Source organism: Marinobacter sp. GH_1, assembly GCF_048595985.1.
Lineage (GTDB): Bacteria > Pseudomonadota > Gammaproteobacteria > Pseudomonadales > Oleiphilaceae > Marinobacter > Marinobacter shengliensis.
In genome coordinates this window covers 3,983,310-4,005,632 of sequence record NZ_CP184460.1, presented here as the reverse complement: position 1 = coordinate 4,005,632, position 22,323 = coordinate 3,983,310, and the positions used below count along the sequence as shown (strand labels likewise).

The following is a 22,323-nucleotide window of genomic DNA, read 5'->3' as shown; positions in this document are numbered from 1 at the left end:
GCAGAGGTTGGCCGGCGCGATGCCTCAGGCCAGGAATTTGCGCACATCCAGTTTGTAGTCTTCCGGGTCCACCGCCCGGACAATCCGGTCCTGATTGCCGGCGCGGGATAGATCGATGGTTTCCACTGTAATCGGTAGTCGAAACCGGGTGTGGTACATCACCCTTACCACGGGCAGGCGCTGATCCTGATCGTTGGTTTCCACCACCACCCCCAGCCGTCCACTCTCAAGCAGCACCAGCGAGCCCACCGGGTACAGGCCGATGCAGCGGATAAACTGTTTCACCAGTTCCGGGTCCAGATGGTCACCACTCCATTCGAGCAGTTTTTTCAGCCCCTGGGACGGCGTCATACCCTTGTGATACACCCGGTCGGAAGTGATGGCGTCGTAAACATCGGTGATCGCTACCATACGCCCGTATTCGGTGATTTCTTCGCCCTTGAGACCCTCCGGGTAACCACTGCCATCCAGTTTCTCATGGTGCTGAGCAGCGGTAATCACGGCGATTTCGCCGATGCCTTCGGTGCTGGCAAGAATGTCCCTGGAGTGCCGGGCGTGCAGTTTCATCACCTCAAATTCTTCCGCCGTCAGGCGGCCGGGTTTATGCAGGATGTCATCGGGGGTGAGGATCTTGCCCAGATCGTGGAGCAGGGCGCCCACCACGGTTTGATGCAGTACGTCTGCCGGCAGGTTACGGTAGTTGCCGAACAGCGACATCAGCACACTGAGGTTAACGGAGTGTTCCAACAGGTAGTTGTCTTTCTCGCGGATGCGGCCAAGGCAACTCAGGGCGTTGGCGTTTCTCAGAACGGAGTTTTGCAGTTCGTCGGCCAGTTGGTGAATGGGCGCGATATCAATGGCGGCACCCATTTTGACGTTGTTCATGAAACTGCCTACCAGGCCTTGGGCCTGGCTGTGAATCCGCTGGGCGATGACAATCTCTTCAGTCAGGGCAACCTTGTGCTGGATGCCCGGGCGCTGTTCACCTGCCTTCTGCAGGGCCTGTTCATTGCGCCGGTCCACTTCCTGGGCGGTCTCAGCGTCCTGGGAGTCCAGCCCTTTCTCAACGTCGATATAGACGTATTGGACCCCCATCCTGCGGATTTTCTCGATGGTCTCTTCCCGCTTGATCACCCCTTTCTTGCGTTGGGTGTTATGGGGAATCCAGTCGTTATTCAGGTCGGAAATGTACATGCCGACCTTCAACGCAGCGATGGGAATGCGTTTGATCATGGTTGTGGGAAGAACGTCCTCAGGCTGTTCTGGTAGGTCTGGGTTAAGACCTGGTCGAGGGGGAGATCCTTCACCTCGGCGATTTTCTCGGCAACAAACGGCAGATAGAACGGGGCATTTTCCCGGCCACGGTAGGGTACCGGCGTCAGGAAGGGTGCGTCGGTTTCCAGCAGAATCTGCTCGATCGGGGCCATGCGTACGATATCCCGAACGTTTTCCGCCTTGTTGAAGCTGGTGATGCCGTTAAAGCCCAGGCACCAGCCCTGATCCAGCGCATAACGGGCCAGCCCGGGGCCGGAGGTAAAGCTGTGAATCACGCCCCGGCGGGTCAGGGTCTGCTCAAACTCCTGCAGGATGGCAATGGTGTCGTCGTCTGCGTCGCGGCTGTGAATCACAACGGGGCGATCGTTGTCGCAGGCAATCTGCAGCTGGCGACGGAATACCTCCCGTTGCACGCCCCGGTCGGCATTGTCGTAGTAGTAATCCAGACCGATCTCGCCAATGGCGACGATTTTGTCGTCCCGGGCGTGTTCGCGGATTTCCGCCTCCACTTCATCGGAATAGCTTTCCGCTTCGTGGGGGTGAATGCCCTGGGTGCCGTACACCCAGGGCTCAAGCTGGCTTAGTTCACGCACAGCAGCCAGGTTGTCCGGCGACACGGCAATGGTGATCACCCTTTCGATGTTCACCTTGCGGCTCTGTTCCAGGGTCTCGGCCAGCGGCCGATCCTTGAGGTAATCCAGATGGCAGTGGGTCTCGATGATCGGGTGATCAAATACGGGAATCTCACGACGTTTCTTACTCATGCCTGGGGTCTATGCTCCATCACAGCCGTCGCTTGGCTGCTATTCTGAGAATTGAATCACGTCAGTTTATCACCTTGGGTGATTGTTGCATTGCATCGTGCTGATAGGGAGTTTCCTTGATGGAGTATACGGCGTTCGCACGAACATGGTTTCTGGACCCGAAAAAACCGGCGCTGGGTCGATACCCCAGTCTGCTGGATGACGATGAAAAACTACCGGCACTGGAGGCGAGCCTGGAAGATATCGGCGAGTACCAGCGCCGGCTTTGGGCCAATGGTCGGAAAGCCCTGTTGCTGGTGATACATGGCCCGGATACCAGTGGTAAGGACAGCCTGATTCGAACCCTTGCTACCTATGCTGACCCGGCCGGCTTTCATGCCTGGTCGTTCAGCCGGCCCACAGCAACAGAATCCGCCCATGATTTTCTTTGGCGTGTCACCCCTTTGTTGCCGGCCTACGGGCAGATGGTCGCCTTCAACCGAAGCCACCACGAAGCGGTGATTGCGGAACGGGTTTGGCCGGTGCGGGCTGAGGAAACCTACGACTGGCAAGCCCGGTACCGGGCGATTCGGGATTTCGAGCAGCACCTGGTCAGTGAGGGTACCTGTGTGGTGAAGGTCTGGCTGAACCTGTCGGAAGACGAACACAAGCGAAGGTTGCTAAAGCGCCTGGACAAGCCTCGTAAACGGTGGAAGTTTGACCGCTCCGATATCGAGGGCTGGAAACTGCGAGACAAATACCAGGCGTATGCGGAGGAAGCGCTGGCAGCCACCCACACAAATGAGGCTCCCTGGTTTATTGTGCCCGGAGATCGCAAATCCGAGGCTCGGGCCGTTGTCGCAGCCCTGGTGGCCGAAGTTTTGAAGCAGCTGGCACCGGATTATCCGGAGGAGCATCCGGATGTACTGGAAGAGTATCGGACCCTGCTGGCTGAGAATGGCGTGGAGTAACGGAGGCGAGTTATGCATATCGTGGTTGTAGGCGGTGGTGTGGTCGGCGTTACCACGGCTCGTGAGCTGCTGCGCCGTGGCCACCAGGTAACGGTGCTGGAGCGCCATCCGCTGGCCGGTAACGAGACCAGCAAAGGCAACGCGGCCCAGCGATCCTATGGTGTGGTCTATCCCTGGGCAGACCCCTCGATGGTGTTCAAGGCCTTGCCCTGGATTCTGCAGAAATCCGGCCCATTGAAACTGAAAGTGCCGCCGTCACTGGATGCCATGCGGTTCATGTTCGCCACACTTCGTTATGCCTGGTCGCCGGGTCTGTTCGGATTGAACAAACGGGCCATGTTGCGCCTGGGCATGCACAGTCGGGAGCGCTTCCTGGCCCTTGAGCAGGAACACGATCTGGCCTTCGACGGCCAGCATCGGGGGCTGCTGCACCTGGCCAGCAAGCCGGAGGCCATGGATGACTACCGGGCTATTCACGAACTGCTGAATGACATGGGTATTGCCTCCCGGCTATTGACGCCTGTACAGGTCAGGGAAACGGAACCGGGCATGACCGGTGATGGCCCCCTGTACGGTGCCATCAGCTACGACACGGATGGCACGGGCGACTGCCATCTGTTTTCCCGCTCACTGGCAAGGGTGTGTGAGCAACTGGGCGCAAACTTTCGATACGACGTGAAAGTGGAGCGGCTGGTTGCCGACGAAACTCGGGTAAACGCGGTGCAACTGACCAACGCGGACGGCCGGCTGGAAACTCTGGAGGCAGACGCCTTTGTAGTCTGCGCTGGTTGCTGGTCACCGCAACTGCTACAACCACTGGGGCTGCGTTTGCCAATCTATCCGATCAAGGGTTACAGCATCACCGTACCCCTGCGTGATGCGGCCAAGGGGCCGGTCAGTACGATTCACGATGACAACTTCAAGGTGGTGTCTACCCGCCTGGGTGACCGGTTGCGTGCAACCGGATTTGTCGAGCTGGCGGACTTCAACCGGGACATTCCGCAAGCGCGGATTGATACCATCAAACGGTCCGTTGAAACCCGTTTTCCGGGGTGTGCGGACCTGGCGGCGGCAGAGACGTGGACCGGGTTCCGCCCGATGACGCCGGATGGCCCAGCCATCATCGGCAAAGGCCCCAGGGACAACCTGTTCCTGAATACCGGCCACGGCACGTTCGGCTGGACCCTGTCTGCCGGCAGTGCAGACGTGATTGCGCAGGTAATCGATGGTGAAGAGCCGGCAGTGGTACTGGACCCCTTCCGGCCCGGACGCTTTTCGGAATAGCGTCAGAGTTTGCGCTCGATATTGCCGCACAGGGTGTGAACGAAGCCGATATCCCGGTCAGACAGCAGCGGCAGTTTTTCGAACACCCACTGGGACAGCTTTTCGTCCGCCGGAGCGTCCAGTTCTGGCAACAGGCCCTCCAGCCGCGAGCGCAGTGCCGCCAGTCCCGGCGCGCTGGCTGCTGCCTCTTGCTGTGGACCGGCCTTTTGCAGCCCGGACAGCTCCCAGGCGTAGAGCATGACCGCCTGGGCCAGGTTCAGGGATGGATAGGTCACCGCCATGGGGAATCCGGTCAGCAGATCGCACAGGGCCAGCTCCTCGTTGGCCAGGCCCCGGTCTTCCCGCCCGAATACCAGGGCAGCGGTGGCAGCCGACTCCCCCTTATTGGATAGCACCGCGCGAAGTGCGGCTGGCTCGTGCCAGTCCTGCCGGTTATGCCGGGGCTTGGCCGAGGTGCCCATCAGCAGATCCGCGGAGTTTCTTACCGCGGCCAGATCAGGGAAAATGCGCGCATTGTCGAGAATGTGATCACTGCCATGCGCCAGCCAGTGGGCTTCCGGCCGGGTGTGCAGGTCGGAATTGACCAGCCACAGCTCGGAAAAGCCCATGGTGCACAGGGCCCGGGCAGCCGCGCCGACGTTCTCCGGAACTTTTGGTTCAACCAGTACAAAGGCCAGTTTCATGACATTACCTCCGGCGGCGAGTGTACACCAGTCGCCCGTGACTTTTTACAACCGCTGGCAGGCCGTGAACGACTGGCTTGCCCGGCATCAACCCCTCTGGCGTCCGATTCCTTTCATGGAGCCCGCGCCGGCGTGGACCCGGGATTATCCGGAACTGGCGGGCTGGCTCGAAGCGCTGGATGACCATGCCTGTGAGTATCTGGAAGAGAATCTGGCGGAGCTCTCGCAGAACGTCGCCCGTTTCGTCCCGGACCTCGCCGGTTACCCTGACTTGATTGCAGTGCCCGCGCTGAGCACAACGGAAGAAAGCCGGGCGGCGGCGCTGGCCGAAGTGGCTGCGGTGGATATGCCGGGGCGCAAGCGCGAGCAAGCGGGCGCCTTTTCAGCATCGGTGCGGCCATTGACTGGGCCGGTACTGGACTGGTGCTGCGGCAAGGGCCATCTGGCCCGCACTCTGGTTGGGCAAGGAGCGCCTTCGGTGCTGGGGTTTGAATGGAATCCGGAACTGGTGGCGGATGGCAATCGCCTCGCGCAGCATTACCAGGATCCTGTCATCCTGCGCCATCAGGATGTCATGGCTGAAACCCTGGCCTGGCCCGGCAAGGTTCATGGTGTTGCCTTGCATGCCTGCGGCGACCTGCACCGGCAATTGATTCGCCGAGGCAGCGCGGAACAGGCGTCGCGCCTGAGCTTTTCACCCTGCTGTTATCATCTGACGGATCATGAAAACTACCGGTTGATGTCTGATCAGGCATCGCAATACACCGGTGCGGTCACCCTCGACCGAAATGGCCTGCGACTGGCCGTTCAGGAGACTGTTACGGCGCCGGCCAGGGTGCGCGAGCAAACCTGGCAAATCAGTATCTGGCGCCTGGGCTTTGATGCTCTTCAGCGGCACCTTCGCAGCGTTGATAGCTACCTTCCAGTACCATCCCATCCCGGGCGTTTGAATGCGGGTGATTTCAGAACCTTCTGTGCCTGGGCGGCCGATAAAAAGCGCCTGGAGCTGCCGGAAAATCTGGACTGGCAGCGCTGGCTGGCGGAAGGGGAGCGCCGGTTCCATCAGGTACGCCGGCACGAACTGCTGCGGCACCTGTTCCGGCGGCCGCTGGAGCTCTGGCTGGTGTTCGATTATGCGGTGTTTCTTGAGGAGCAGGGCTATCGGGTGCGGCTGGGGGCCTTCTGTGAGCGCTCACTGACTCCGCGCAACCTGTTGCTGGATGCGGTCAGGGTATCGGACTGATGTTTTTCTGAAGAGCGTTGGCCCGGAAACAAACAAGGCGCCAGAGGGCGCCTTGTTTGCTCATTACCTTATGTGTTGGTCTTAGCGACTAACCTGAATGCGTGCTTCAACACGGCGGTTCTGGGCACGGCCAGCGGCCGTGTCGTTGCTGGCAATCGGCTCGGCTTCGCCATAACCCATGGCGCTTACGCGATCCGGGTCAACGCCCAGAACCGTGGTCAGCCGGTTAGCAACGGCCTCGGCACGACGCTGGGACAGGAAGCGGTTGTACTCGGCGTCACCAATGCTGTCGGAGTGACCCGCGATTTCCACGGTGGTTTCCGGGTACTCGGCCATGAAGTCCGCCACGCGACGGATTTCGTTATCGAACGTGGCATCAATCACGGAGCTGTTCGTGGGGAACTGAACCCGCAGCTCAATGGTTTCCACGGTTTCAGTCACACCTTCGCAGCCGCGCTCGTCAACGGTGGCACCGGCAGCGGTATTCGGGCATTCGTCGCGGTAATCCGGCACGCCGTCACCGTCGCTGTCCACCGGGCAGCCCCGGCTGTCTACCTGAACACCGGCTGGCGTGTTCGGGCACTGATCGCGGTTATCGGGCACACCATCACCGTCTGAATCTGCAGGAGCCGGTGCTGGCGCGGGTTCAGGGGCAGGAGCGGGCTTCGAGGAAGCAACAGTGCGGGTGAAGGCCCAGCTCAGGCCAAGTGAGGCCATGGTGTCAAAGGTGCTTTCGTCAATACCGTGGAACTCGCGGAGATCACCACGGATGGAAATGCCGTTGCTGACGTTGTAGCGGAAGCCCACGCCAACATTGACCCGGGTTTCTTCGTGATCGGTGCCTGCAGTGGTGTAAGAAATGGTATCACCCACACCAAATTCTGCATGGCCGGCACCCAGTGATACATACGGGTTCCAGGCCGCATCCGGCCCCGCGAAATAGTAGGTGCCGTCAATTCTCAGTTCCTGAAAGTCAGATTCTCCCGGCACGTATTTGCGATCGGCGTTAGCCCGGGAATACACAGCTTCAACAGACCAGCGCGGCAGGAAGCGGTACTCAACACCAACACCAAAGGTGCCGGTTTCGCTCAGATCCCGTTTGTCATCAAACAGTTGGAAGCCGGCGAACGGGTTCAGGTAAATGGTTTCCTGGCGGTCGGCCAGAGCGGGAGTGGCAAGGGATGCTGTAAGGGCGGCCAGAGCGACCGGGCGCATGATCTTCATGCAGAACCTCCTGTTTAGTTGTTATTTCCTGCAGTTCTCTCAGGAATGAAAACTCCGAAAAACACCTGTATTACTCGGAATTTAGGCCAGTAAGCCAAAAAAAACAAAAAAATGACAGTAGTTGGTACGTCGGGAATTGTACGCAGTTCACTGACAGCGTCGTTTTAATCCGATGTCGCCGTGAAATACAGATGAGCGCTCTTCTTGCTGAAGTTCAGGGTATCGCCATTGGCAAAACGCACTTCAAACGAACTTTCATCCTCTGACGTCACGTCGCCAGCGCCAAAGATGGCGTGGACAACACGCGTATGGTGCCAAACTGGTTCCGTGGTATCAGCCTGAGGCGCAGTCTGGCCTTCAATGACAATTCCCTCCCGGCCTGCATAACGCAGGCTGACCGGTGTCAGCGGGACGCTCAGGCTCAGTGACCCTGTTCCTGTCGGATAGTTCCCCTCCAGTGCGGCACCCAGTTCCCTGGACAGCTCAAAGCACAACTCGGCCACAAACCGGCTGGGACCCTGGTCGCCCTCAAGGTGGGGTTGTTGACTGGCTGGCCGGGTGATCAGATGCAGGGCCTGTCGGGTTCGTGTCATGGCCACGTAGAGCAGGCGCCGTTCGCTTTCCAACAGTGCCCTGGCATCGTCCTGGGGCCTTGGGCTGTAGGGCAGGTATTTCTCCTGCAGGCCAGGAATAATCACCACTGGCCACTCAAGCCCCTTGGTGCGATGGATGGTGGACAGCAGCACCCCGTGATCTTGCTTCTCTCCAGCTTGCTGCTTCAATGCCTTGAGATGATCCAGCGCGCCCTCAGCAGTCAAATCCAGGCCCTTCAGGTAATCCCGGAAGCCCTGTACCGTATCAATGCGCTCCTCGGCACTGTCGTGGGTCAGCGCCAGGCTGCGAATGCCCTCGTAGAGCTCCATGTGCTCCGCATACACACTGATCAGCCCGGCCACCGGCCCCTTGTATCGCTCAAGCTGCGCCAGCACCTCCCCCAGCTTGCGAAGTTTGCGGCCCGCCATCGGGGCAAGCGCGTCAAAATCCATTGCAAGCAGCCGCTCATGCCAGGCCCCGTCAAACGCCGCCAGGAACTGTGCCAGGTTCTCCAGTTCAGGCTCTTTCAGGCCCACATGGGGAAACCGGAGCAGCAGCCGCGCCAGATCCAGCCGGTCGGCATCCGGCAGCAACTTCAGCCGGCCGGTCACCACCATCAGCAGGGCGGTGATGGCCTGCACCTCGCGACTGAAAAGCGCACCCTTGCCGGCGTCAATCCGATAAGGCACCTGTTGGGCCAGCAACTTCAGCTCAATCGGCACACTTTGGCTCCACACCCGGAACAGAATCGCCGTCTGGCTGTTCTGCTCCGGCGCTTGCTGCTGCAGAATACGCAGCACCTGATCACCGTCATTCTCCGCCCGATGCAGGTCCACGGTGGTCGCCGGCGTGGACGGATGCGAATGACACATCACATCCTTGCGCCCGGTGTTGTGACAGATCAGATGATTGGCCAGCAGCGCCACCTGATGCCCGTACCGGAAGGTGTATCTTAGCGTCTGCTCCAGCGGGCTCTCAAACTCATCACTGAACCGGCGCAAAATAAACTCCGGCTTCGCCCCGCGAAACTCATAAATGGTCTGGTCCGGATCCCCCACCACCGTCACCCGCGCCCGGTCACCGGCCACGTAGCGCAACAATAGATGCTGAATCTCATTGGTATCCTGGTACTCATCCACCAAAATCAGATCCATCTTGTTGCCGACCAAGCGCTGCAACGGCGGGTTCTGATGAATCGCCATCACCGGCTCATACAACATATCCGCATAACTGATCCGCCCCTGGCCCTTGCGCCACTGCTCGAAACTGTGGAACAAATCGATCAGATACCGGTGCTTATCCGAATATCCCAACTCCTCAAACACCACCTCCGCCGGCGACAACCCGGTCTTCACCCGATCAATAAACCCGGTGGCCGTCTCCACAAACTCCTTCTTGTTGCGCCGAATCTCATCCGCCAGATCCTCCGGCGCCAGCCGCCGGGTCAACAACCAGGCCTGAAACGCAATCTCCTGCTCGGTCAGAATCTTCTCCGAAAACCCGGGCAGATACCCCTCCCGAACAAACCGCTTGTACAACCGCAGCCCCATGGCGTGATACGTCCGAACCTCCGGCAATGCCAGCCCGGACCGATCACACACCTCCTGCAGCTTCCGCTCAAAATCCACTCGGGCACTGCGATTGAACATCAACACCAGCATCCGGTCCGGATCATGGCCCTGCTCCAGCAAAAACCGAATCCGCCAGGCCAGCGTCGACGTCTTGCCACTGCCCGCCACGGCAGTGATCACCGCATGCTCATAGCCGGCCGTAATAATCGCCCGCTGCTCATCGGTGAGAAACTCGGGCAGGTGAGAGGTATCCGGGATTTGGGGTTTGGTAGGCATGCGAGCTATTGTACTGGCCAACTGGTAGCGGGAATAGCGCTCCCGCATAATCTAAAAGATTGGATTATGGGGAATATTACTCACCTGTTGAATGCAAGGGGTTGGGTAAGCCTTTCGAAACTGTGCGGAGCCATGGATGGCGGAGCCCAAGCGCCCCAGGGATGGGCCGAAGGAGCGTGTTTTGAAAGGCTTACCCAACACCTTGCCAACTCCGAAACCTGAAGAGATGGGGAAAGATGAAAACTGAGCAATCGCTAAACGTACTGGGCGAAAAACTGGAAACCTGCGGTAACAACCCGAAAACCGGCTTCTACCGCGAAGGCTGCTGCAACACCGGCCCCGATGACCTGGGCAACCACACCGTCTGCGCCATCGTCACCGCCGACTTCCTCGACTACTCCAAAGTCCAGGGCAACGACCTCTCCACCCCCAGACCCGAATTCGGCTTCCCCGGCCTCAAACCGGGCGACAGCTGGTGCCTCTGCGCCGGCCGCTGGCAACAAGCCTTCGAAGCCAACAGTGCCCCGCGGGTCAAACTGCGCGCCACCCACCAAAGAGCCCTTGAAGCTTGCGAACTTGCTGACCTAAAAGCCCATGCCGCGGATCTCAGCTGAATGACTGACACAAGCCGGGAGCATCCGACCGCAGACTGGCAAAGCCTGCAAGCCAGGCTCAGAACCATCGGCCACCGCCGCCTGATTCTGGTAGAGGGCTCGCAGGAAAACACCTGCACCTGGATGCACCGGCAACTGTCCCGGATGAATACCAGCCACAGCCTGTGGGTTGGCCGGGCCGAACACGCCGAAGCCGTGGGCCTGCCACACCTTCAGGCCAACCATTACCAGCAATGGCTGGGCCGGGAAACCAGCCTCCTGGTTTGGGACGGCTGGCAAGGCAATCCGCCAGATGCCTTTGCGGCACTGGCAGGCACGCTGCAGGCCGGAGGGTTACTGTTCTGGCTGGTGCCGCCCCTGGATCGGTGGCGTCACCATGGCGATCCGGATTATGTCCGCACCGGCCTTGATCAAGCCGAAGAGCATCCATTTGCCGCCAGGCTGGCGATGGTGATCGGTGGCGATGCCTCCATCATCCGGGTACAGGCAGACGACTCAGGCTTGGCTAACTGGCCGGAATTGCCGGCACATACTGCCGGTTTCACCCCGCAAACCACCGATGAACAGCAACAACTGCTGCAACACCTGGTGCGGTTCGGCCAGGGCCGCCGCCGACGCCCCCTGGTGATCACCGCCGACCGGGGCCGTGGCAAGTCTGCCGCCATGGGCATCGCTGCGGCCCGTCTGCTCCTGGCCGGTCGCGAGCAGGTGCTGGTGACGGCACCTTCCCGGGATAACGTGGATACCCTGTTCAGGCACGCAGTGCTCGAACTTGGCGAAGAACTGGCTGAGCAATCGGAATCGGAACTTGTGAGCCGTACAGGCCACCGCCTGAGCTACATGCCAGTGCCAGAGCTGCTTGCCGCCCGCCCGGCCGCCGAAGTGGTTCTGGTGGACGAAGCGGCCGGTCTGCCGGCGCACTGGTTACGCGACATACTGTTGGGCTGGCCGAGGGTGGCTTTTGCCACCACGGTTCATGGCTATGAAGGCACCGGGCGTGGTTTTGCTATCCGGTTTCGCGAGATTCTCGACCGGGAAACGCCCCACTGGCGCGGAATCCCGTTACACCAGCCGGTACGCTGGGCTGGTGATGATCCTTTGGAACAGCTGGTGTTCAGGCTGTTTCTGCTGGCCGCCGAGGGTGCGGTAGAACCCGTGCCGGAGGTCGCTGACGTTGATATTCAGCCCTGGGTACCGGCTGACGCCAGCGAGCAGGAGCTGTCACAGGCTTTCGGTCTGCTGGTCGATGCTCACTACCGGACAACGCCGGCAGACTTGCGGCAATGGCTGGATGACCCCGGCGCGCAATCCTGGCGCGCAGTGTATCTGGGACAAACGGTGGGTGTGCTTTGGGGTACTGTGGAAGGTGGCATTGAAGCAGGGTTGGCCGAGCAGGTAGCGCAGGGCCGTCGCCGGTTGCGGGGCCACCTGCTGGCACAATCCCTGGCCAGCCATGGTGGCTTTCCGGAAGCGGCCAGCCTGAAAACCCTGAGAGTGGTCCGCATTGCAGTTGTGGAACAGGCCCGCCATCTGGGGATAGGTCGCCAACTGGTGGATGCTGCCGCCGCGGCTTGCCGCGGGCAGGGCCTGGACGCGATCGGTACCAGCTTTGGTGGCAACGACCCGTTGGTCAGATTCTGGCAGGCTTGTGATTTTCGGGTGGTTCGTCTGGGTTTGCGCCAGGAAGCGAGCACCGGCGAGTTTCCGGTGCAGATGATGCGCGGCCTGTCCGATGCCGGAGCCAGTCTGGAAACGCAACTGAGAACCCGGTTTGCCCGCCACTGGCAAGTGTTGGTTCCTCGCCACTGGTCGCAGCTTGAGCCGGTACTGATGGGCACCCTGGGCGCAGACTTGCCGCCAGACACCGGCCCGGATAACAACGACCGGCGTGACCTGAACAGTTTTGCCCATGGTTATCGCGGGTTCGAGCTGAGCTTGCCGATGCTGCAAGCGGTAAGCGCCGCCCCGGGAGTGATGGCCTGGCTTTGCCAGCAACCGGACTTTCCGTTGTGGTGCCGGGCGGTGCTTCAGGGTTGGTCGTGGGCAGCACTGCAGGCTGCGTTACTGTGCAGCGGTCAGCGGGATGGTGAGCAGCGGCTCCGGGGGTTGGCCTGTCAACTTCTGCAAAACGGGCCCGAGTTGTGAACGGTTCGATTTAATTCTTGCCATCGGCTGCTCAGAATAGCTGCAAAAATCACACAAGAGATTGCTCATTATGGCCAGGGAAGCAGGCAAGGTTGTTCTTCTATTCGTCACCGTCACATTAGCGTTGCTGTCTGGCTGCGCGTCAACGGGCGCCGGAAAAGGTGCAGCCGACAATCCCGGAGATCCGGGCCAGCTAATGGCAGCGGTCAAGGCCGATGAAGACCGGGCAGTGCTCAACCTGCTGTCGCAGGGAGTCAGTCCGAATGTTCAGGCTGATGCCGGGGAAAGCCCGCTGATGGTGGCCTCAACTAACGGTAATCGCCGGATTGTGCGCTTGCTTCTGGCGGCGGGTGCAGATGTGAATGCCCGGGATGCCCGTGGTTATACTGCCGTTATTCACGCGGCGGAAAACGGCCACCTGGCGGTGGTCAGGGCCTTGCTGGCGGCCGGAGCCAATGTGAATGTCAGCCAGGACGGGCAATCCCTGTTGATGAAAGTGGTGGAAAGCGGCGACTTGCTGACCGCCGAAATGCTGCTGGCGGCTGGGGCCGATGTCCACTTCCGGAGCGCCGATGGTCGCACCGCCCTGGACCTGGCCCGGGCCAGTAACAACCAGGACCTGGAAATGTTGCTGGTCCAGGCGGGCGCTGCGCGGTAGCCGGGCCGGGTTAGTCGAGGCCCATCGGGTCGTCGGTATCATCCCACACCGGCTGAAAGTGCCGCTCGATAACGTCCTCAGGCACATCCGCTACCGACGGGTAGGACCACACCGGCGACCGGTCTTTATCGACCAGCAGCGCGCGAATGCCTTCCACCAGATCGGGGCGGCGCGTGCACTCCTGTGCCATTGCCAGCTCCATTCGGAAGATGTCCTTCAGCGACATCTGCTGACCTTTTTGCAGTTGGTGCCAAACCAGCCAGGCAGTGACCGGTGAACCCTGCCGGAGGGTTTGCTGACAGGCTTGCCACCAGGGGTCTTCATTGCGGGCAGACAGCAGTTGGTCCACCACGGCTGGCAGCTCATCGCCAGCACTCAGGCGCGCAATGGTCTGTTCGTGCTGCTCCAGGTGGCCGGCCGCCAGACTGCGATAGTCCAGCGCTTCAATCTGACTGAGCAGGCGGAACAGACGGTTGTCGTCTGCCGCCGCTTCACCTGTCCAGCGTTCGTCCTGTAGCCGAGAGAGCAGGGCGCTAGCCTGCTCAGGCTCGATAACCAGGTCGGCCAGGCCCACCCGAAGTGCGTCGCTGACGTTGAGCCGCGCTCCGGTCAGGCCCATGAACAGGCCCAGGCGCCCTGGCAGGCGGTTAAGGAACCAGCTGGCACCGACATCCGGAAACAGACCGATGCTGATCTCGGGCATGGCCAGGGTGACATCCGGGGTTACCAGGCGGTAGCGGCAGGCCGATAACAGGCCCAGCCCACCCCCCATGACAATGCCGTGTGCCAGGCCGATGACCGGTTTTGGAAAACGGTGAACGCTGAAGTCCAGGCGGTATTCACGAGTAAAGAAGCGGGCCGGGGCCTCGGCGTCGCCTTGGCCTTTCAGGGCATCGTAGAGAGTACGGATGTTACCGCCGGCGCAGAATGCGCGGTCACCAGCCCCCCGTAGTACCACCAGGCAGATCCGATCGTCCTCGGCCCAGGCATCCAGGGCCTCCTGAGCCTGAATGATCATCTCTTCGGTCAATGCATTCAGGGTATCGGGTGAATTCAGTGTCAGCAGGCCAATATGGCCTTCCCGGCAAGGGAGTTCCTGAACCTCTACAGGCATGAAGTGTCTCTCCGGCAATCACATTGTTCCGTTACAGGTCGCAGTTAGCGGTTTGTTCGTACTGTCCTTTACCCGGTCCGAGAGTAAAAGAGGACCATGGTCGCACGAATGTCCTTGATCTATCACATTTGAGGCAGGGGCCGCCTGTGCTATAAGTGAAACCTGAATTACTGTCCGGCATCATCGCCGGTGAGTGAACGTTAAAACGATGAGAGGGTGAACACAATGAATCTGAAGCACTTCGCAGTTGCTGGTCTGTTTGCGCTGGGCGCAGCCGCTCCGTTTGCGGCTGTTGCGGGCGATGCCGCTGCTGGCAAAGCCAAAGCTGCAGTCTGCGCCGCCTGCCACGGGCAAAACGGTATCTCCCAGATCCCGATGTACCCGAACCTGGCCGGTCAGAAAGAACAGTATTTGGTTGCTTCCATGAAGGCTTACAAGAACGGCCAGCGCCAGGGTGGTCAGGCTCCGGTGATGCAGGGTCAGGCTACTGGCCTGAGCGATGAAGACATCGCCAACCTGGCAGCCTACTACGCCAGCCTGCCGGCTGACGGCGGCAAGTAAGACTTTCTGCTCTGAAAGTGGTGCGGCTCAGGCCGCACCACTGACAATCCGGTAGCAGGGCCGATAGGCCGACGTGCCGGGCAGTTTCATCCGGTTCTGCTCCACAAACTGCTCCAGCATGGCCTCCAGGGGCCGGATTAGCGTCGGATCACCGGCGATCTCAAACGGACCCTTCTCCTGGATCTGCCGGATACCACTCTCTTTGACGTTCCCCGCCACAATGCCGCTGAAGGCCTTGCGCAGATTCGCTGCCAGCAGATGCACCGGCTGGTCTCGGTGCAGCTCGAGTGCCCGCATGTTGTCGTGATTCGGTTCAAACGGTAACTGGAACACCGGGTCGATCTTCAGCATCCAGTTGAAATAATAGGCATCCTGCATGGCGCGCCGGAAGGTTTCCACGTCTTTCATGCCCTGCTTCATGGTTTGTGCCACTCGGCCAGGGTCATCAATGATGATCTCGTATTTATTGGCCGCCTCGTCGCCCAGGGCATTGCGGATGAACTTGTCGATCATTTCGAAGTATTCGGCATTCTCCTTGCGCCCGGTGAAGACGACCGGGAAGGGCAGGTCGGCGTTGTCCGGGTGTAGCAGGATGCCCAGCAGGTACAGAATTTCTTCCGCAGTACCTACGCCACCCGGGAACACGATCACGCCGTGGCCGCAGCGGACAAAGGCCTCCAGGCGTTTTTCAATGTCTGGCATGATCACCAGCTCATTCACAATCGGGTTTGGGGCTTCGGCACCGATAATGCCTGGTTCGGTAATGCCGATGTAGCGGCCGTTCTTCACCCGTTGCTTGGCGTGGCCGATGGTGGCCCCCTTCATCGGCCCCTTCATGGCTCCCGGCCCGCAGCCGGTGCAGATGCTGAGCCCGCGCAGGCCGAGTTGATGGCCTACGTCTTTGCTGTACTGGTACTCATCGTGGCTGATGGAGTGGCCACCCCAGCACACTACCAGATCTGGCTGGCGACCGGCCTCCAGCACCCGGGCGTTGCGCAGGATATGGAACACCAGGTTGGTGATGTCTTCCGGGTTGTCCCGGCGGAAACCCGCGACGGTGTTGGGAATGGAATGGCTATATACGATGTCCCGCAACACTGAAAACAGGTGCTCACGGATTGCCCGCAGCATTTCGCCATCCACGAAAGCGTGGCCGGGCGCGTTGATCAATTCCAGCTTCAGGCCGCGGGGCTGGGGCACCAGGCGAACATCGAAATCGGCATGGGCCTCCATCAATTCCTTACAGTCGTCGGTTTCAACGCCGGTGTTGAGCACGGCCAGGGCGCACTGGCGGAACAGACGGTACAAACCACCCTCGCTCTTGTCCTTGAGCCGGTTGACCTCGTGGTTGGAGAGGATTTCGAGGCTGCCCTCCGGGGAAACCAGGGCATTCATGGTGGATTCGGTCATCGTTGATGGAGCTCCTGATGGTTTCGGCAATGACGGATTTTGAGCCACTCTGGCAAAAGGGTACACTAAGGCCTTTCTGCTTATTACGCTACCCGACGTTATTCCGATCAAAGACTTTTTTATGAAACTGCTTATTCGTCCCGCCCCGGAAGTGGCCATCAAGAGTAAACCCGTTCGCCAGCAGCAAATGCGCCAGTTGCGGCAGAATATTCGTAAGTTGCTGTCCCGGCTGGACCCTGAGATTCGGGTGGACGGCAGTTGGGACCGGGTGGATGTGGAGGTTCCCGATGACCGCAGCCTGGAGGGCCCGGTGATCGATGAGCTGACCCGTATACCGGGTATTTCGACCATCCAGGAAATCGGCGTCTTTCCCTTTGTCGACATGGACGACGTCGGCGAAAAGGCGGTGCAGGCCTACGCAGACCGCCTTGCGGGCAAAACCTTCGCCGTGCGGGCCCGGCGCCATGGCAGTCATTCGTTCCGGTCCATTGATCTTGAACGCTCAGTGGGTGCCGCATTGCTCCAGGCTTCGAACGCCCGGGGAGTTGACCTGAAGAATCCGGACCTGGAAGTGCGGATTGAGCTCAATGAGGAACAGTTCCATATCGCCCATCGCCGCCATGAGGGCCTTGGGGGCTATCCTCTGGGTACCGTGGAAACGGTGATGACCCTGGTGTCTGGCGGTTATGACTCCTCTGTTGCTGCCTACCTGATGATGCGCCGAGGTATCCGCAGCCACTTCCTGTTCTTCAATCTGGGCGGCACCGCCCATGAGGTGGGTGTGCGCCAGGTGGTGCATTACCTTTGGCAGCGGTATGGGGCCTCCCATGGCGTGAAGTTTATTTCGGTACCCTTTGAAGGTGTGGTGGCCGAGATCATGCAGTCAGTGAATCACCGGCATTGGGGTGTGGTACTTAAGCGCCAGATGCTCAAAGCCGCGGCGGAAATTGCCCGGGATTATACGGCTACCGGCCTGGTGATGGGCGATGCCGTCGCCCAGGTGTCCAGCCAGACCCTGACCAACCTGAACGTGGTTGACCGGGCCAGTGACGAAGTGGTGTTGCGCCCGCTGATTGCCATGGACAAGCAGGAAATCATCCGCATTGCCAAAGAAATTGGCACCGAGCCCTTCGCCCGGACCATGCCGGAGTACTGCGGGGTTATTTCCAGCAAGCCGGTGACCCGCGCCAAGCTGCACCGGGTTGAGGAAGAAGAAGCCAACATGAACCCGGAGGTGCTGGCGCAGGCCATTGCCAATCAGCAGGGCACCATGGTGAGCCAGTTGCTGGATACCATCACCACACCGGAAGAAGTGGAGCTGGTGCAGACCCCTGCGGTGGAAGACGTGATCATCGATGTGCGGCACCCGTCGGAGGAAGAACGTTCACCGCTGACACTGACCAACAATGAAATCCTGAAAATTCCGTTCTACGAACTCAACCAGCAGATGTCTGATCTGCCGGCCAACCGCCAGTACCTGCTGTACTGCGACCGGGGCACCATGAGCCGGATGCACGCCGGTCACCTGAAGGCGGAAGGGCATGGCAATGTGAAGGTTTACACGCCTGCGGCCTGAGTCAGCCCGCCAACCCCTTGAAAAACTGCTGGACATTCTCGCTGAGGGTGTCCAGGTCATACCCGCCTTCCTGCACCACCAGCGTCGGCAGGCCCAGCTGGCGGATGTGGGTGCTTAATCTGCAGAAGCCCTCGGATGTTACCGAGACCTTGGCCTGCGGGTCGTTTTTGTAGATATCAAAGCCCAGGGTCAGGATCAGTGCATCCGGCTGGTACAGCCGGATTGCGGCCAGGGCCTCCTCAACCTTGGCAAAGAAATCGTCCTCGCTGGCGCCATGGGGCATCGGCATATTGATGTTGTAGCCGTAACCTTCGCCCTCGCCCCGTTCATCCTCAAAACCACTGACCACCGGATAGAAGTTGGTGGGGTCGCCGTGAATGGAGATGTACAGCACGTCGCTGCGGTCGTAGAAAATCTCCTGTATGCCCTGGCCATGGTGCATATCGGTATCCAGGATGACAGTGCGCGGAAACCGGCTTTTCATATGCTCGGCGGCAATGGCCGCATTGTTCAGATAACAGAAGCCCCCGGCCGCGTCTTTGCGGGCATGGTGGCCTGGTGGGCGACACACCGCATAGGAGGTGCGTTCACCTGCAATCAGGGCATCCGCCGCGCCCAGGGCGGTCTGGGCCGACCAATAGGCCGCTTTCCAGGTGTTTTCGCCAATCGGGCAACTGCCATCTGCCAGATAACATGCCGCCTCAGCCAGTATGCCGCGCATGGCATTGGGCGAGCGCACGAAGATATTGGACATCACCTCATCGCCCCAGTCCTCGTTTTCCATCCATCGACGATGGGCAGACTCCAGGAAACGAAGGTAGCCCAGGTCGTGCACCTTTGATATCGGCGCCGCGCCCTGATCGGCCGGCTGAAGAACCGGAATCCCCATCGCCTTCAAGCCTTCCAGCATCTGGCTGGTGCGGTCGGGAACCTCCTGAGGCTGACGCATCTGGCCACGGGTGAAATACGTTTTGGGAATATGCAGATCCTGCGCCGGATGAAAAAATGCCTTCATTGAACCGCCTCCTCGGGAGTCTGGAAATACTCTTCCGAGTATAGGCAGTGACACTGAGGGGTCAACGAAACGCCGGCCGCGTTTTTTACACGCTGCCTTTACAGGCCGGCGATCAGCATCCACTATGAAAGACGTTCCAATACACCCGCGCCCCGTCGCACCCGGGCGCACCCAGGTTATTGAAGAGGAGCCGAAATGATCGAGTCACCACTGCTGAAAAACCTGACAGGCTACATCGGTGGGCGCTGGACCGACAGTGCCGGCGGCAACACCTTTGATGTGTTCAATCCAGCCACCGGTGAAGTGGTTGCCAAAGTGCCGTCCATGTCAGAGCAGGATGTGCTGGATGCCGTCGAGGCAGGCAAGTCTGCGCTCCGGCTCACCAACCCCTGGCCCATCGAGACCCGGCGCAAGTGGCTGGAAGACATTCGCGATGGTTTGAAAGAACATCGCGAGGAAATTGGCCGAATCCTGTGCATGGAGCACGGTAAGCCGTTGAAGGAAGCCCAGGGCGAGGTGGACTACGCTGCGGGTTTCTTCGATTACTGTGCCAAACACGTCAATGCCCTGGATGCCCATACCATCCCGGAGAAGCCCAAGGATTGCACCTGGACCGTGCATTACCGGCCCGTTGGCGTGACCGGCCTGATCGTACCCTGGAATTTTCCCATTGGCATGATTGCCAAAAAGCTCTCGGCTGCCCTGGCGGCTGGCTGCCCGTCTGTGATCAAGCCGGCCAGTGAAACACCGCTGACGATGGTGGCCTTCTTCAGCGTGATGGACAAGCTCGGGTTGCCGGATGGCATGGTCAATCTGGTCATGGGCAAGGCCAGCATGATCGGCAAGGTGTTGTGCGAGCACAAAGATGTGCCGATGCTCAGCTTTACCGGTTCCACCGAAGTGGGGCGCCGGTTGATTCTCGATACGGCGGAGCAGGTGAAAAAACTGGCGCTGGAGCTGGGCGGTAATGCGCCGTTTATCGTCTTTGACGATGCCGACCTGGACGCCGCTGCTGACAACCTGATCGCCAACAAATTCCGTGGTGGCGGCCAGACCTGCGTGTGCGCCAACCGGATTTTCGTGCATGAAAAGGTCGCGGAAGCTTTTGGCCAGAAGCTGGCTGAGCGGGTTAACAAGATGACCGTTGGCGATGGCATGAAAGACGGGGTCGACATTGGCCCGCTGGTTAACCAAGCCGGTTTCGACAAGGTCAAACGCCACCTTGAAGATGCCCTAGAGAAAGGCGGCAAGCTGGTGGCCGGCAAGCAGCCGGCGGAGTTGGGCAAGGGTCTGTTTTTCCCGCCCACCGTGGTCATGGGCGTCAATCGGGACATGTGTTGTTATCAGGAAGAAACCTTCGGCCCATTGGTGCCCATGGCGCTGTTCCGTACTGAGGAAGAAGTCATCGATGCCGGTAATGACACCGAGTTCGGCCTGGCGTCCTACGTGTTCACCGCCGATGCCGAGCGTGCCCAGCGGGTCGCCGCTGGCCTGCGCTTTGGCCACGTTGGCTGGAACACTGGAACCGGCCCCACGCCGGAAGCGCCTTTTGGTGGTATGAAAGCCTCCGGTATTGGCCGTGAAGGTGGTCTGGAAGGCCTGTTTGAGTTTGTGGAAGCGCAGACGGTGCCCAGAGGTTTCTGATCATCAACCTCAAAACGGCAAAAAGGCGAGCCTCGGCTCGCCTTTTTGCATTTCAGAGCCGGAGCTCAGGGCGTCAGGATCACCTTGACGCTGTCATCCACATCGGCGGAGTCGATGTAACCAATGGCACCGGGCGTGGAAGCGACCTGGGCTTTCATGGCGGAGGCATTGCCCGCTTCTTCCGGCGGTTGGCCACGGCCGGTGAACACCTGCTGAGACCAGAAGGCTTTCAGCTGGGCATCGTTACGGCCGGTGACCTTGCTGTGGAACTCGGCGCGGGTCGCGTCGCCTTCCGGCAGCTCGAAGGGGTTGGCACTTTGGCCATCCGGTAGCGCCTGACTGCGGTTCAGGTACAGATCACGAACTTGATTGGAACTGATGCTGTCCGGGCCACTCGGGTGACCAATAATCACCACATCTGCCAAGGCGAGGGGGCTGGCCATCAAGCAGGCCGCTAACAACAGGCTAAGCTTCTTCATGGGGCCTCCTTAAAACGCTGAGTCGATTTTCAGGGTGTAGACGTTGGTGCTGCTGGCGTTGCTTTCCAGCATGTAGGCGGTGTTCAGATTGCCAAAGCCCTTATCGAGCCCACGAACGTGGGTGATGTCTGCTTTGATGGCTACGCCCGGGGTGATGTCCCAGCGAGTACCAACGCTGTATTCATTGCGCTGGTAGTTGAGGATCGACTCCGGCACCACGCCAGGAATAAAGGCACCCGTGCGCTCGTTATCGTCCTTGCTCTCTGTCCAGCCTGTTGCAACATACGGCGTCCAGCTGCCGAAACGGTGACCAACAGACAAGTAAGCGGAGTCGGTATCGGCGAACTTGCCATCGACTTCTACCCGCGTGACTTCACCGATGATCTGCCAGCTGCCGTTGTCATAGCTCGCGCCCAGACCATAGAAGTTCCCTCGATCGCCGTCGGCGAGTTGGGTGATCCCAGCCGGTAATGTAATGCCGCTCTGTGCCGCCAGCGCGCCCAGTCGTGTCGCATCAATATCGGCTTCAGCCGTTGCAGCAACGCCCCGGATGGTCCACACATAGTCGGTCCAGCTCAGGTTCAGGCCGGCTATGTTGCGCAGTTGCACATCCCCCGAGTTACCGTCTTCGTCGGTAAAGCCTGTGAAGAAGTTGGCATTCAGTGAGGAGTTATCGAAGTTCCAGTTGTAGCTGGCATCGGCCCCCACATAGCTGGTGACAGCAATCGGGCCGTACACGCTCTGGGGCGGACGGGCCCAGGGCTGGGCGTAGCCAACTTCCAGAGAATCCGAGTACATGAAGAACGGAATACGCATTTTGCCGGCACGCAGCTGCAGGTTGTTGGTGGGGCGGTGGCTCAGGTAGGCCCATTCGACTTCTGGCTCCCAATCATCGGCGCCACGGCCAACCAGCTGCATCACAATCTGGCTTTTCTGGGTAACGTCAAAAGTACCCTGAAGCGCGAACAGGCTCAGGTCTTTGACTTCGGATTCTTCGGTGATACCAGCGTAGCCCGCGTCGTTACTCGCACGTGCGTAGCCGGTGCTGAAAAAGCCGTTAAACCGGACGCCGGTGTTGCGGGCCGAGTTCAACTGCTGCTGCATGGCGTTCAGCTGTTGCTGCATGCGCTCCAGGGTTTGCTCGGTGTCTTGTGCCATGGCGGGTGCGGCGGTGATCGCCAACGCCAAGGGCGCGACGGAGAACAGTCTCTTCATCAGGTACATCCTAGTCTTTGGTTAGGTA

General features: G+C 59.8%; 19 protein-coding genes. 9 read left to right on the top strand and 10 right to left on the bottom strand.

Annotated features, from left to right (window positions below; genetic code table 11):
• Positions 1–24: 24 nt before the first annotated feature.
• Both ACNSOI_RS18290 and ACNSOI_RS18285 read right to left on the bottom strand, forming a co-directional pair.
• Positions 25–1,233 (bottom strand): HD-GYP domain-containing protein, encoded by a 1,209-nt coding sequence (locus ACNSOI_RS18290; RefSeq protein WP_061330903.1) that lies wholly within the window; start codon positions 1,231–1,233, stop codon positions 25–27.
• Complete coding sequence (locus ACNSOI_RS18285) at positions 1,230–2,039, bottom strand: TatD family hydrolase (protein WP_061330902.1); 810 nt, start codon at positions 2,037–2,039, stop codon at positions 1,230–1,232. The genes ACNSOI_RS18290 and ACNSOI_RS18285 overlap by 4 nt, the downstream gene beginning before the upstream one ends.
• 119 nt (positions 2,040–2,158) lie before the next feature.
• Here ACNSOI_RS18285 and ACNSOI_RS18280 point away from each other — a divergent pair, with 119 nt between their 5' ends.
• Together ACNSOI_RS18280 and ACNSOI_RS18275 are read left to right on the top strand one after the other, a co-directional pair.
• Entirely contained in the window at positions 2,159–2,989 is an 831-nt protein-coding gene (locus ACNSOI_RS18280; protein WP_420194730.1) for a polyphosphate kinase 2 family protein, read from the top strand.
• Between the two features lie 12 nt (positions 2,990–3,001).
• On the top strand, positions 3,002–4,273 hold the full coding sequence (locus ACNSOI_RS18275; protein ID WP_420194729.1) for a D-amino acid dehydrogenase: 1,272 nt from the start codon (positions 3,002–3,004) through the stop codon (positions 4,271–4,273).
• A gap of 2 nt (positions 4,274–4,275) precedes the next feature.
• On the opposite strand, the gene ACNSOI_RS18270 is transcribed toward ACNSOI_RS18275, so the two are convergent.
• Positions 4,276–4,956, bottom strand: coding sequence for a tRNA/rRNA methyltransferase (locus tag ACNSOI_RS18270; RefSeq protein ID WP_420194728.1), 681 nt, complete (start codon positions 4,954–4,956; stop codon positions 4,276–4,278).
• Between ACNSOI_RS18270 and ACNSOI_RS18265 the strand changes: the two genes are divergently transcribed.
• Positions 4,955–6,199, top strand: coding sequence for a methyltransferase (locus ACNSOI_RS18265; RefSeq protein ID WP_420194727.1), 1,245 nt, complete (start codon positions 4,955–4,957; stop codon positions 6,197–6,199). The genes ACNSOI_RS18270 and ACNSOI_RS18265 overlap by 2 nt on opposite strands.
• A gap of 81 nt (positions 6,200–6,280) precedes the next feature.
• On the opposite strand, the gene ACNSOI_RS18260 is transcribed toward ACNSOI_RS18265, so the two are convergent.
• On the bottom strand, positions 6,281–7,423 hold the full coding sequence (locus tag ACNSOI_RS18260; RefSeq protein WP_061330898.1) for an OmpA family protein: 1,143 nt from the start codon (positions 7,421–7,423) through the stop codon (positions 6,281–6,283).
• A gap of 164 nt (positions 7,424–7,587) precedes the next feature.
• A complete protein-coding gene (locus ACNSOI_RS18255) occupies positions 7,588–9,912 on the bottom strand; it encodes an ATP-dependent helicase (RefSeq protein WP_420194726.1) in 2,325 nt (774 codons plus the stop codon).
• A 188-nt stretch (positions 9,913–10,100) separates the two neighbouring features.
• Between ACNSOI_RS18255 and ACNSOI_RS18250 the strand changes: the two genes are divergently transcribed.
• The 3 genes from ACNSOI_RS18250 (at position 10,101) to ACNSOI_RS18240 (ending at position 13,281) form a co-directional block, all read left to right on the top strand.
• Positions 10,101–10,478, top strand: a complete 378-nt coding sequence (locus tag ACNSOI_RS18250; protein WP_420194725.1) for a DUF2237 family protein — start codon at positions 10,101–10,103, stop codon at positions 10,476–10,478.
• On the top strand, positions 10,479–12,623 hold the full coding sequence (locus tag ACNSOI_RS18245; protein ID WP_420194724.1) for a tRNA(Met) cytidine acetyltransferase TmcA: 2,145 nt from the start codon (positions 10,479–10,481) through the stop codon (positions 12,621–12,623).
• Between the two features lie 70 nt (positions 12,624–12,693).
• Complete coding sequence (locus tag ACNSOI_RS18240; RefSeq protein ID WP_061330894.1) at positions 12,694–13,281, top strand: ankyrin repeat domain-containing protein; 588 nt, start codon at positions 12,694–12,696, stop codon at positions 13,279–13,281.
• Positions 13,282–13,291: 10 nt separating this feature from the next.
• Here ACNSOI_RS18240 and ACNSOI_RS18235 read toward each other — a convergent pair whose 3' ends face one another.
• Positions 13,292–14,395, bottom strand: coding sequence for an enoyl-CoA hydratase/isomerase family protein (locus tag ACNSOI_RS18235; protein ID WP_106694027.1), 1,104 nt, complete (start codon positions 14,393–14,395; stop codon positions 13,292–13,294).
• A 225-nt stretch (positions 14,396–14,620) separates the two neighbouring features.
• On the opposite strand from ACNSOI_RS18235, the gene ACNSOI_RS18230 reads away from it, so the two are divergent.
• Positions 14,621–14,956, top strand: coding sequence for a c-type cytochrome (locus ACNSOI_RS18230; RefSeq protein ID WP_061330892.1), 336 nt, complete (start codon positions 14,621–14,623; stop codon positions 14,954–14,956).
• Between the two features lie 27 nt (positions 14,957–14,983).
• On the opposite strand, the gene ppnN is transcribed toward ACNSOI_RS18230, so the two are convergent.
• Positions 14,984–16,366, bottom strand: coding sequence for a nucleotide 5'-monophosphate nucleosidase PpnN (ppnN, locus tag ACNSOI_RS18225; protein ID WP_072676079.1), 1,383 nt, complete (start codon positions 16,364–16,366; stop codon positions 14,984–14,986).
• Between the two features lie 121 nt (positions 16,367–16,487).
• On the opposite strand from ppnN, the gene thiI reads away from it, so the two are divergent.
• Positions 16,488–17,942 (top strand): tRNA uracil 4-sulfurtransferase ThiI, encoded by a 1,455-nt coding sequence (thiI, locus tag ACNSOI_RS18220; protein ID WP_106694026.1) that lies wholly within the window; start codon positions 16,488–16,490, stop codon positions 17,940–17,942.
• Position 17,943: 1 nt separating this feature from the next.
• Here thiI and ACNSOI_RS18215 read toward each other — a convergent pair whose 3' ends face one another.
• Positions 17,944–18,957, bottom strand: a complete 1,014-nt coding sequence (locus ACNSOI_RS18215) for a histone deacetylase family protein (RefSeq protein WP_061330889.1) — start codon at positions 18,955–18,957, stop codon at positions 17,944–17,946.
• 195 nt (positions 18,958–19,152) lie between these two features.
• Here ACNSOI_RS18215 and ACNSOI_RS18210 point away from each other — a divergent pair, with 195 nt between their 5' ends.
• Positions 19,153–20,601: an NAD-dependent succinate-semialdehyde dehydrogenase gene (locus ACNSOI_RS18210; RefSeq protein WP_061330888.1), complete on the top strand. Its 1,449-nt coding sequence runs from the start codon at positions 19,153–19,155 to the stop codon at positions 20,599–20,601.
• Between the two features lie 65 nt (positions 20,602–20,666).
• Here ACNSOI_RS18210 and ACNSOI_RS18205 read toward each other — a convergent pair whose 3' ends face one another.
• Together ACNSOI_RS18205 and ACNSOI_RS18200 are read right to left on the bottom strand one after the other, a co-directional pair.
• The gene (locus ACNSOI_RS18205) at positions 20,667–21,080 is read right to left on the bottom strand and encodes a substrate-binding domain-containing protein (RefSeq protein ID WP_061330887.1); all 414 of its coding nucleotides are present in this window, start codon (positions 21,078–21,080) and stop codon (positions 20,667–20,669) included.
• Positions 21,081–21,089: 9 nt separating this feature from the next.
• Entirely contained in the window at positions 21,090–22,295 is a 1,206-nt protein-coding gene (locus ACNSOI_RS18200) for a hypothetical protein (RefSeq protein WP_420194723.1), read from the bottom strand.
• Positions 22,296–22,323 lie beyond the last annotated feature (28 nt).

Bases quoted from the DNA above. Each gene is read 5' to 3' on its own strand.
- ACNSOI_RS18290 (WP_061330903.1), bottom strand. From the start codon at position 1,233: ATGATCAAACGCATTCCCATCGCTGCGTTGAAGGTCGGCATGTACATT.
- ACNSOI_RS18285 (WP_061330902.1), bottom strand. From the start codon at position 2,039: ATGAGTAAGAAACGTCGTGAGATTCCCGTATTTGATCACCCGATCATC.
- ACNSOI_RS18280 (WP_420194730.1), top strand. From the start codon at position 2,159: ATGGAGTATACGGCGTTCGCACGAACATGGTTTCTGGACCCGAAAAAA.
- ACNSOI_RS18275 (WP_420194729.1), top strand. From the start codon at position 3,002: ATGCATATCGTGGTTGTAGGCGGTGGTGTGGTCGGCGTTACCACGGCT.
- ACNSOI_RS18265 (WP_420194727.1), top strand. From the start codon at position 4,955: ATGACATTACCTCCGGCGGCGAGTGTACACCAGTCGCCCGTGACTTTT.
- ACNSOI_RS18270 (WP_420194728.1), bottom strand. From the start codon at position 4,956: ATGAAACTGGCCTTTGTACTGGTTGAACCAAAAGTTCCGGAGAACGTC.
- ACNSOI_RS18260 (WP_061330898.1), bottom strand. From the start codon at position 7,423: ATGAAGATCATGCGCCCGGTCGCTCTGGCCGCCCTTACAGCATCCCTT.
- ACNSOI_RS18255 (WP_420194726.1), bottom strand. From the start codon at position 9,912: ATGCGGGAGCGCTATTCCCGCTACCAGTTGGCCAGTACAATAGCTCGC.
- ACNSOI_RS18250 (WP_420194725.1), top strand. From the start codon at position 10,101: ATGAAAACTGAGCAATCGCTAAACGTACTGGGCGAAAAACTGGAAACC.
- ACNSOI_RS18245 (WP_420194724.1), top strand. From the start codon at position 10,479: ATGACTGACACAAGCCGGGAGCATCCGACCGCAGACTGGCAAAGCCTG.
- ACNSOI_RS18240 (WP_061330894.1), top strand. From the start codon at position 12,694: ATGGCCAGGGAAGCAGGCAAGGTTGTTCTTCTATTCGTCACCGTCACA.
- ACNSOI_RS18235 (WP_106694027.1), bottom strand. From the start codon at position 14,395: ATGCCTGTAGAGGTTCAGGAACTCCCTTGCCGGGAAGGCCATATTGGC.
- ACNSOI_RS18230 (WP_061330892.1), top strand. From the start codon at position 14,621: ATGAATCTGAAGCACTTCGCAGTTGCTGGTCTGTTTGCGCTGGGCGCA.
- ppnN (WP_072676079.1), bottom strand. From the start codon at position 16,366: ATGACCGAATCCACCATGAATGCCCTGGTTTCCCCGGAGGGCAGCCTC.
- thiI (WP_106694026.1), top strand. From the start codon at position 16,488: ATGAAACTGCTTATTCGTCCCGCCCCGGAAGTGGCCATCAAGAGTAAA.
- ACNSOI_RS18215 (WP_061330889.1), bottom strand. From the start codon at position 18,957: ATGAAGGCATTTTTTCATCCGGCGCAGGATCTGCATATTCCCAAAACG.
- ACNSOI_RS18210 (WP_061330888.1), top strand. From the start codon at position 19,153: ATGATCGAGTCACCACTGCTGAAAAACCTGACAGGCTACATCGGTGGG.
- ACNSOI_RS18205 (WP_061330887.1), bottom strand. From the start codon at position 21,080: ATGAAGAAGCTTAGCCTGTTGTTAGCGGCCTGCTTGATGGCCAGCCCC.
- ACNSOI_RS18200 (WP_420194723.1), bottom strand. From the start codon at position 22,295: ATGAAGAGACTGTTCTCCGTCGCGCCCTTGGCGTTGGCGATCACCGCC.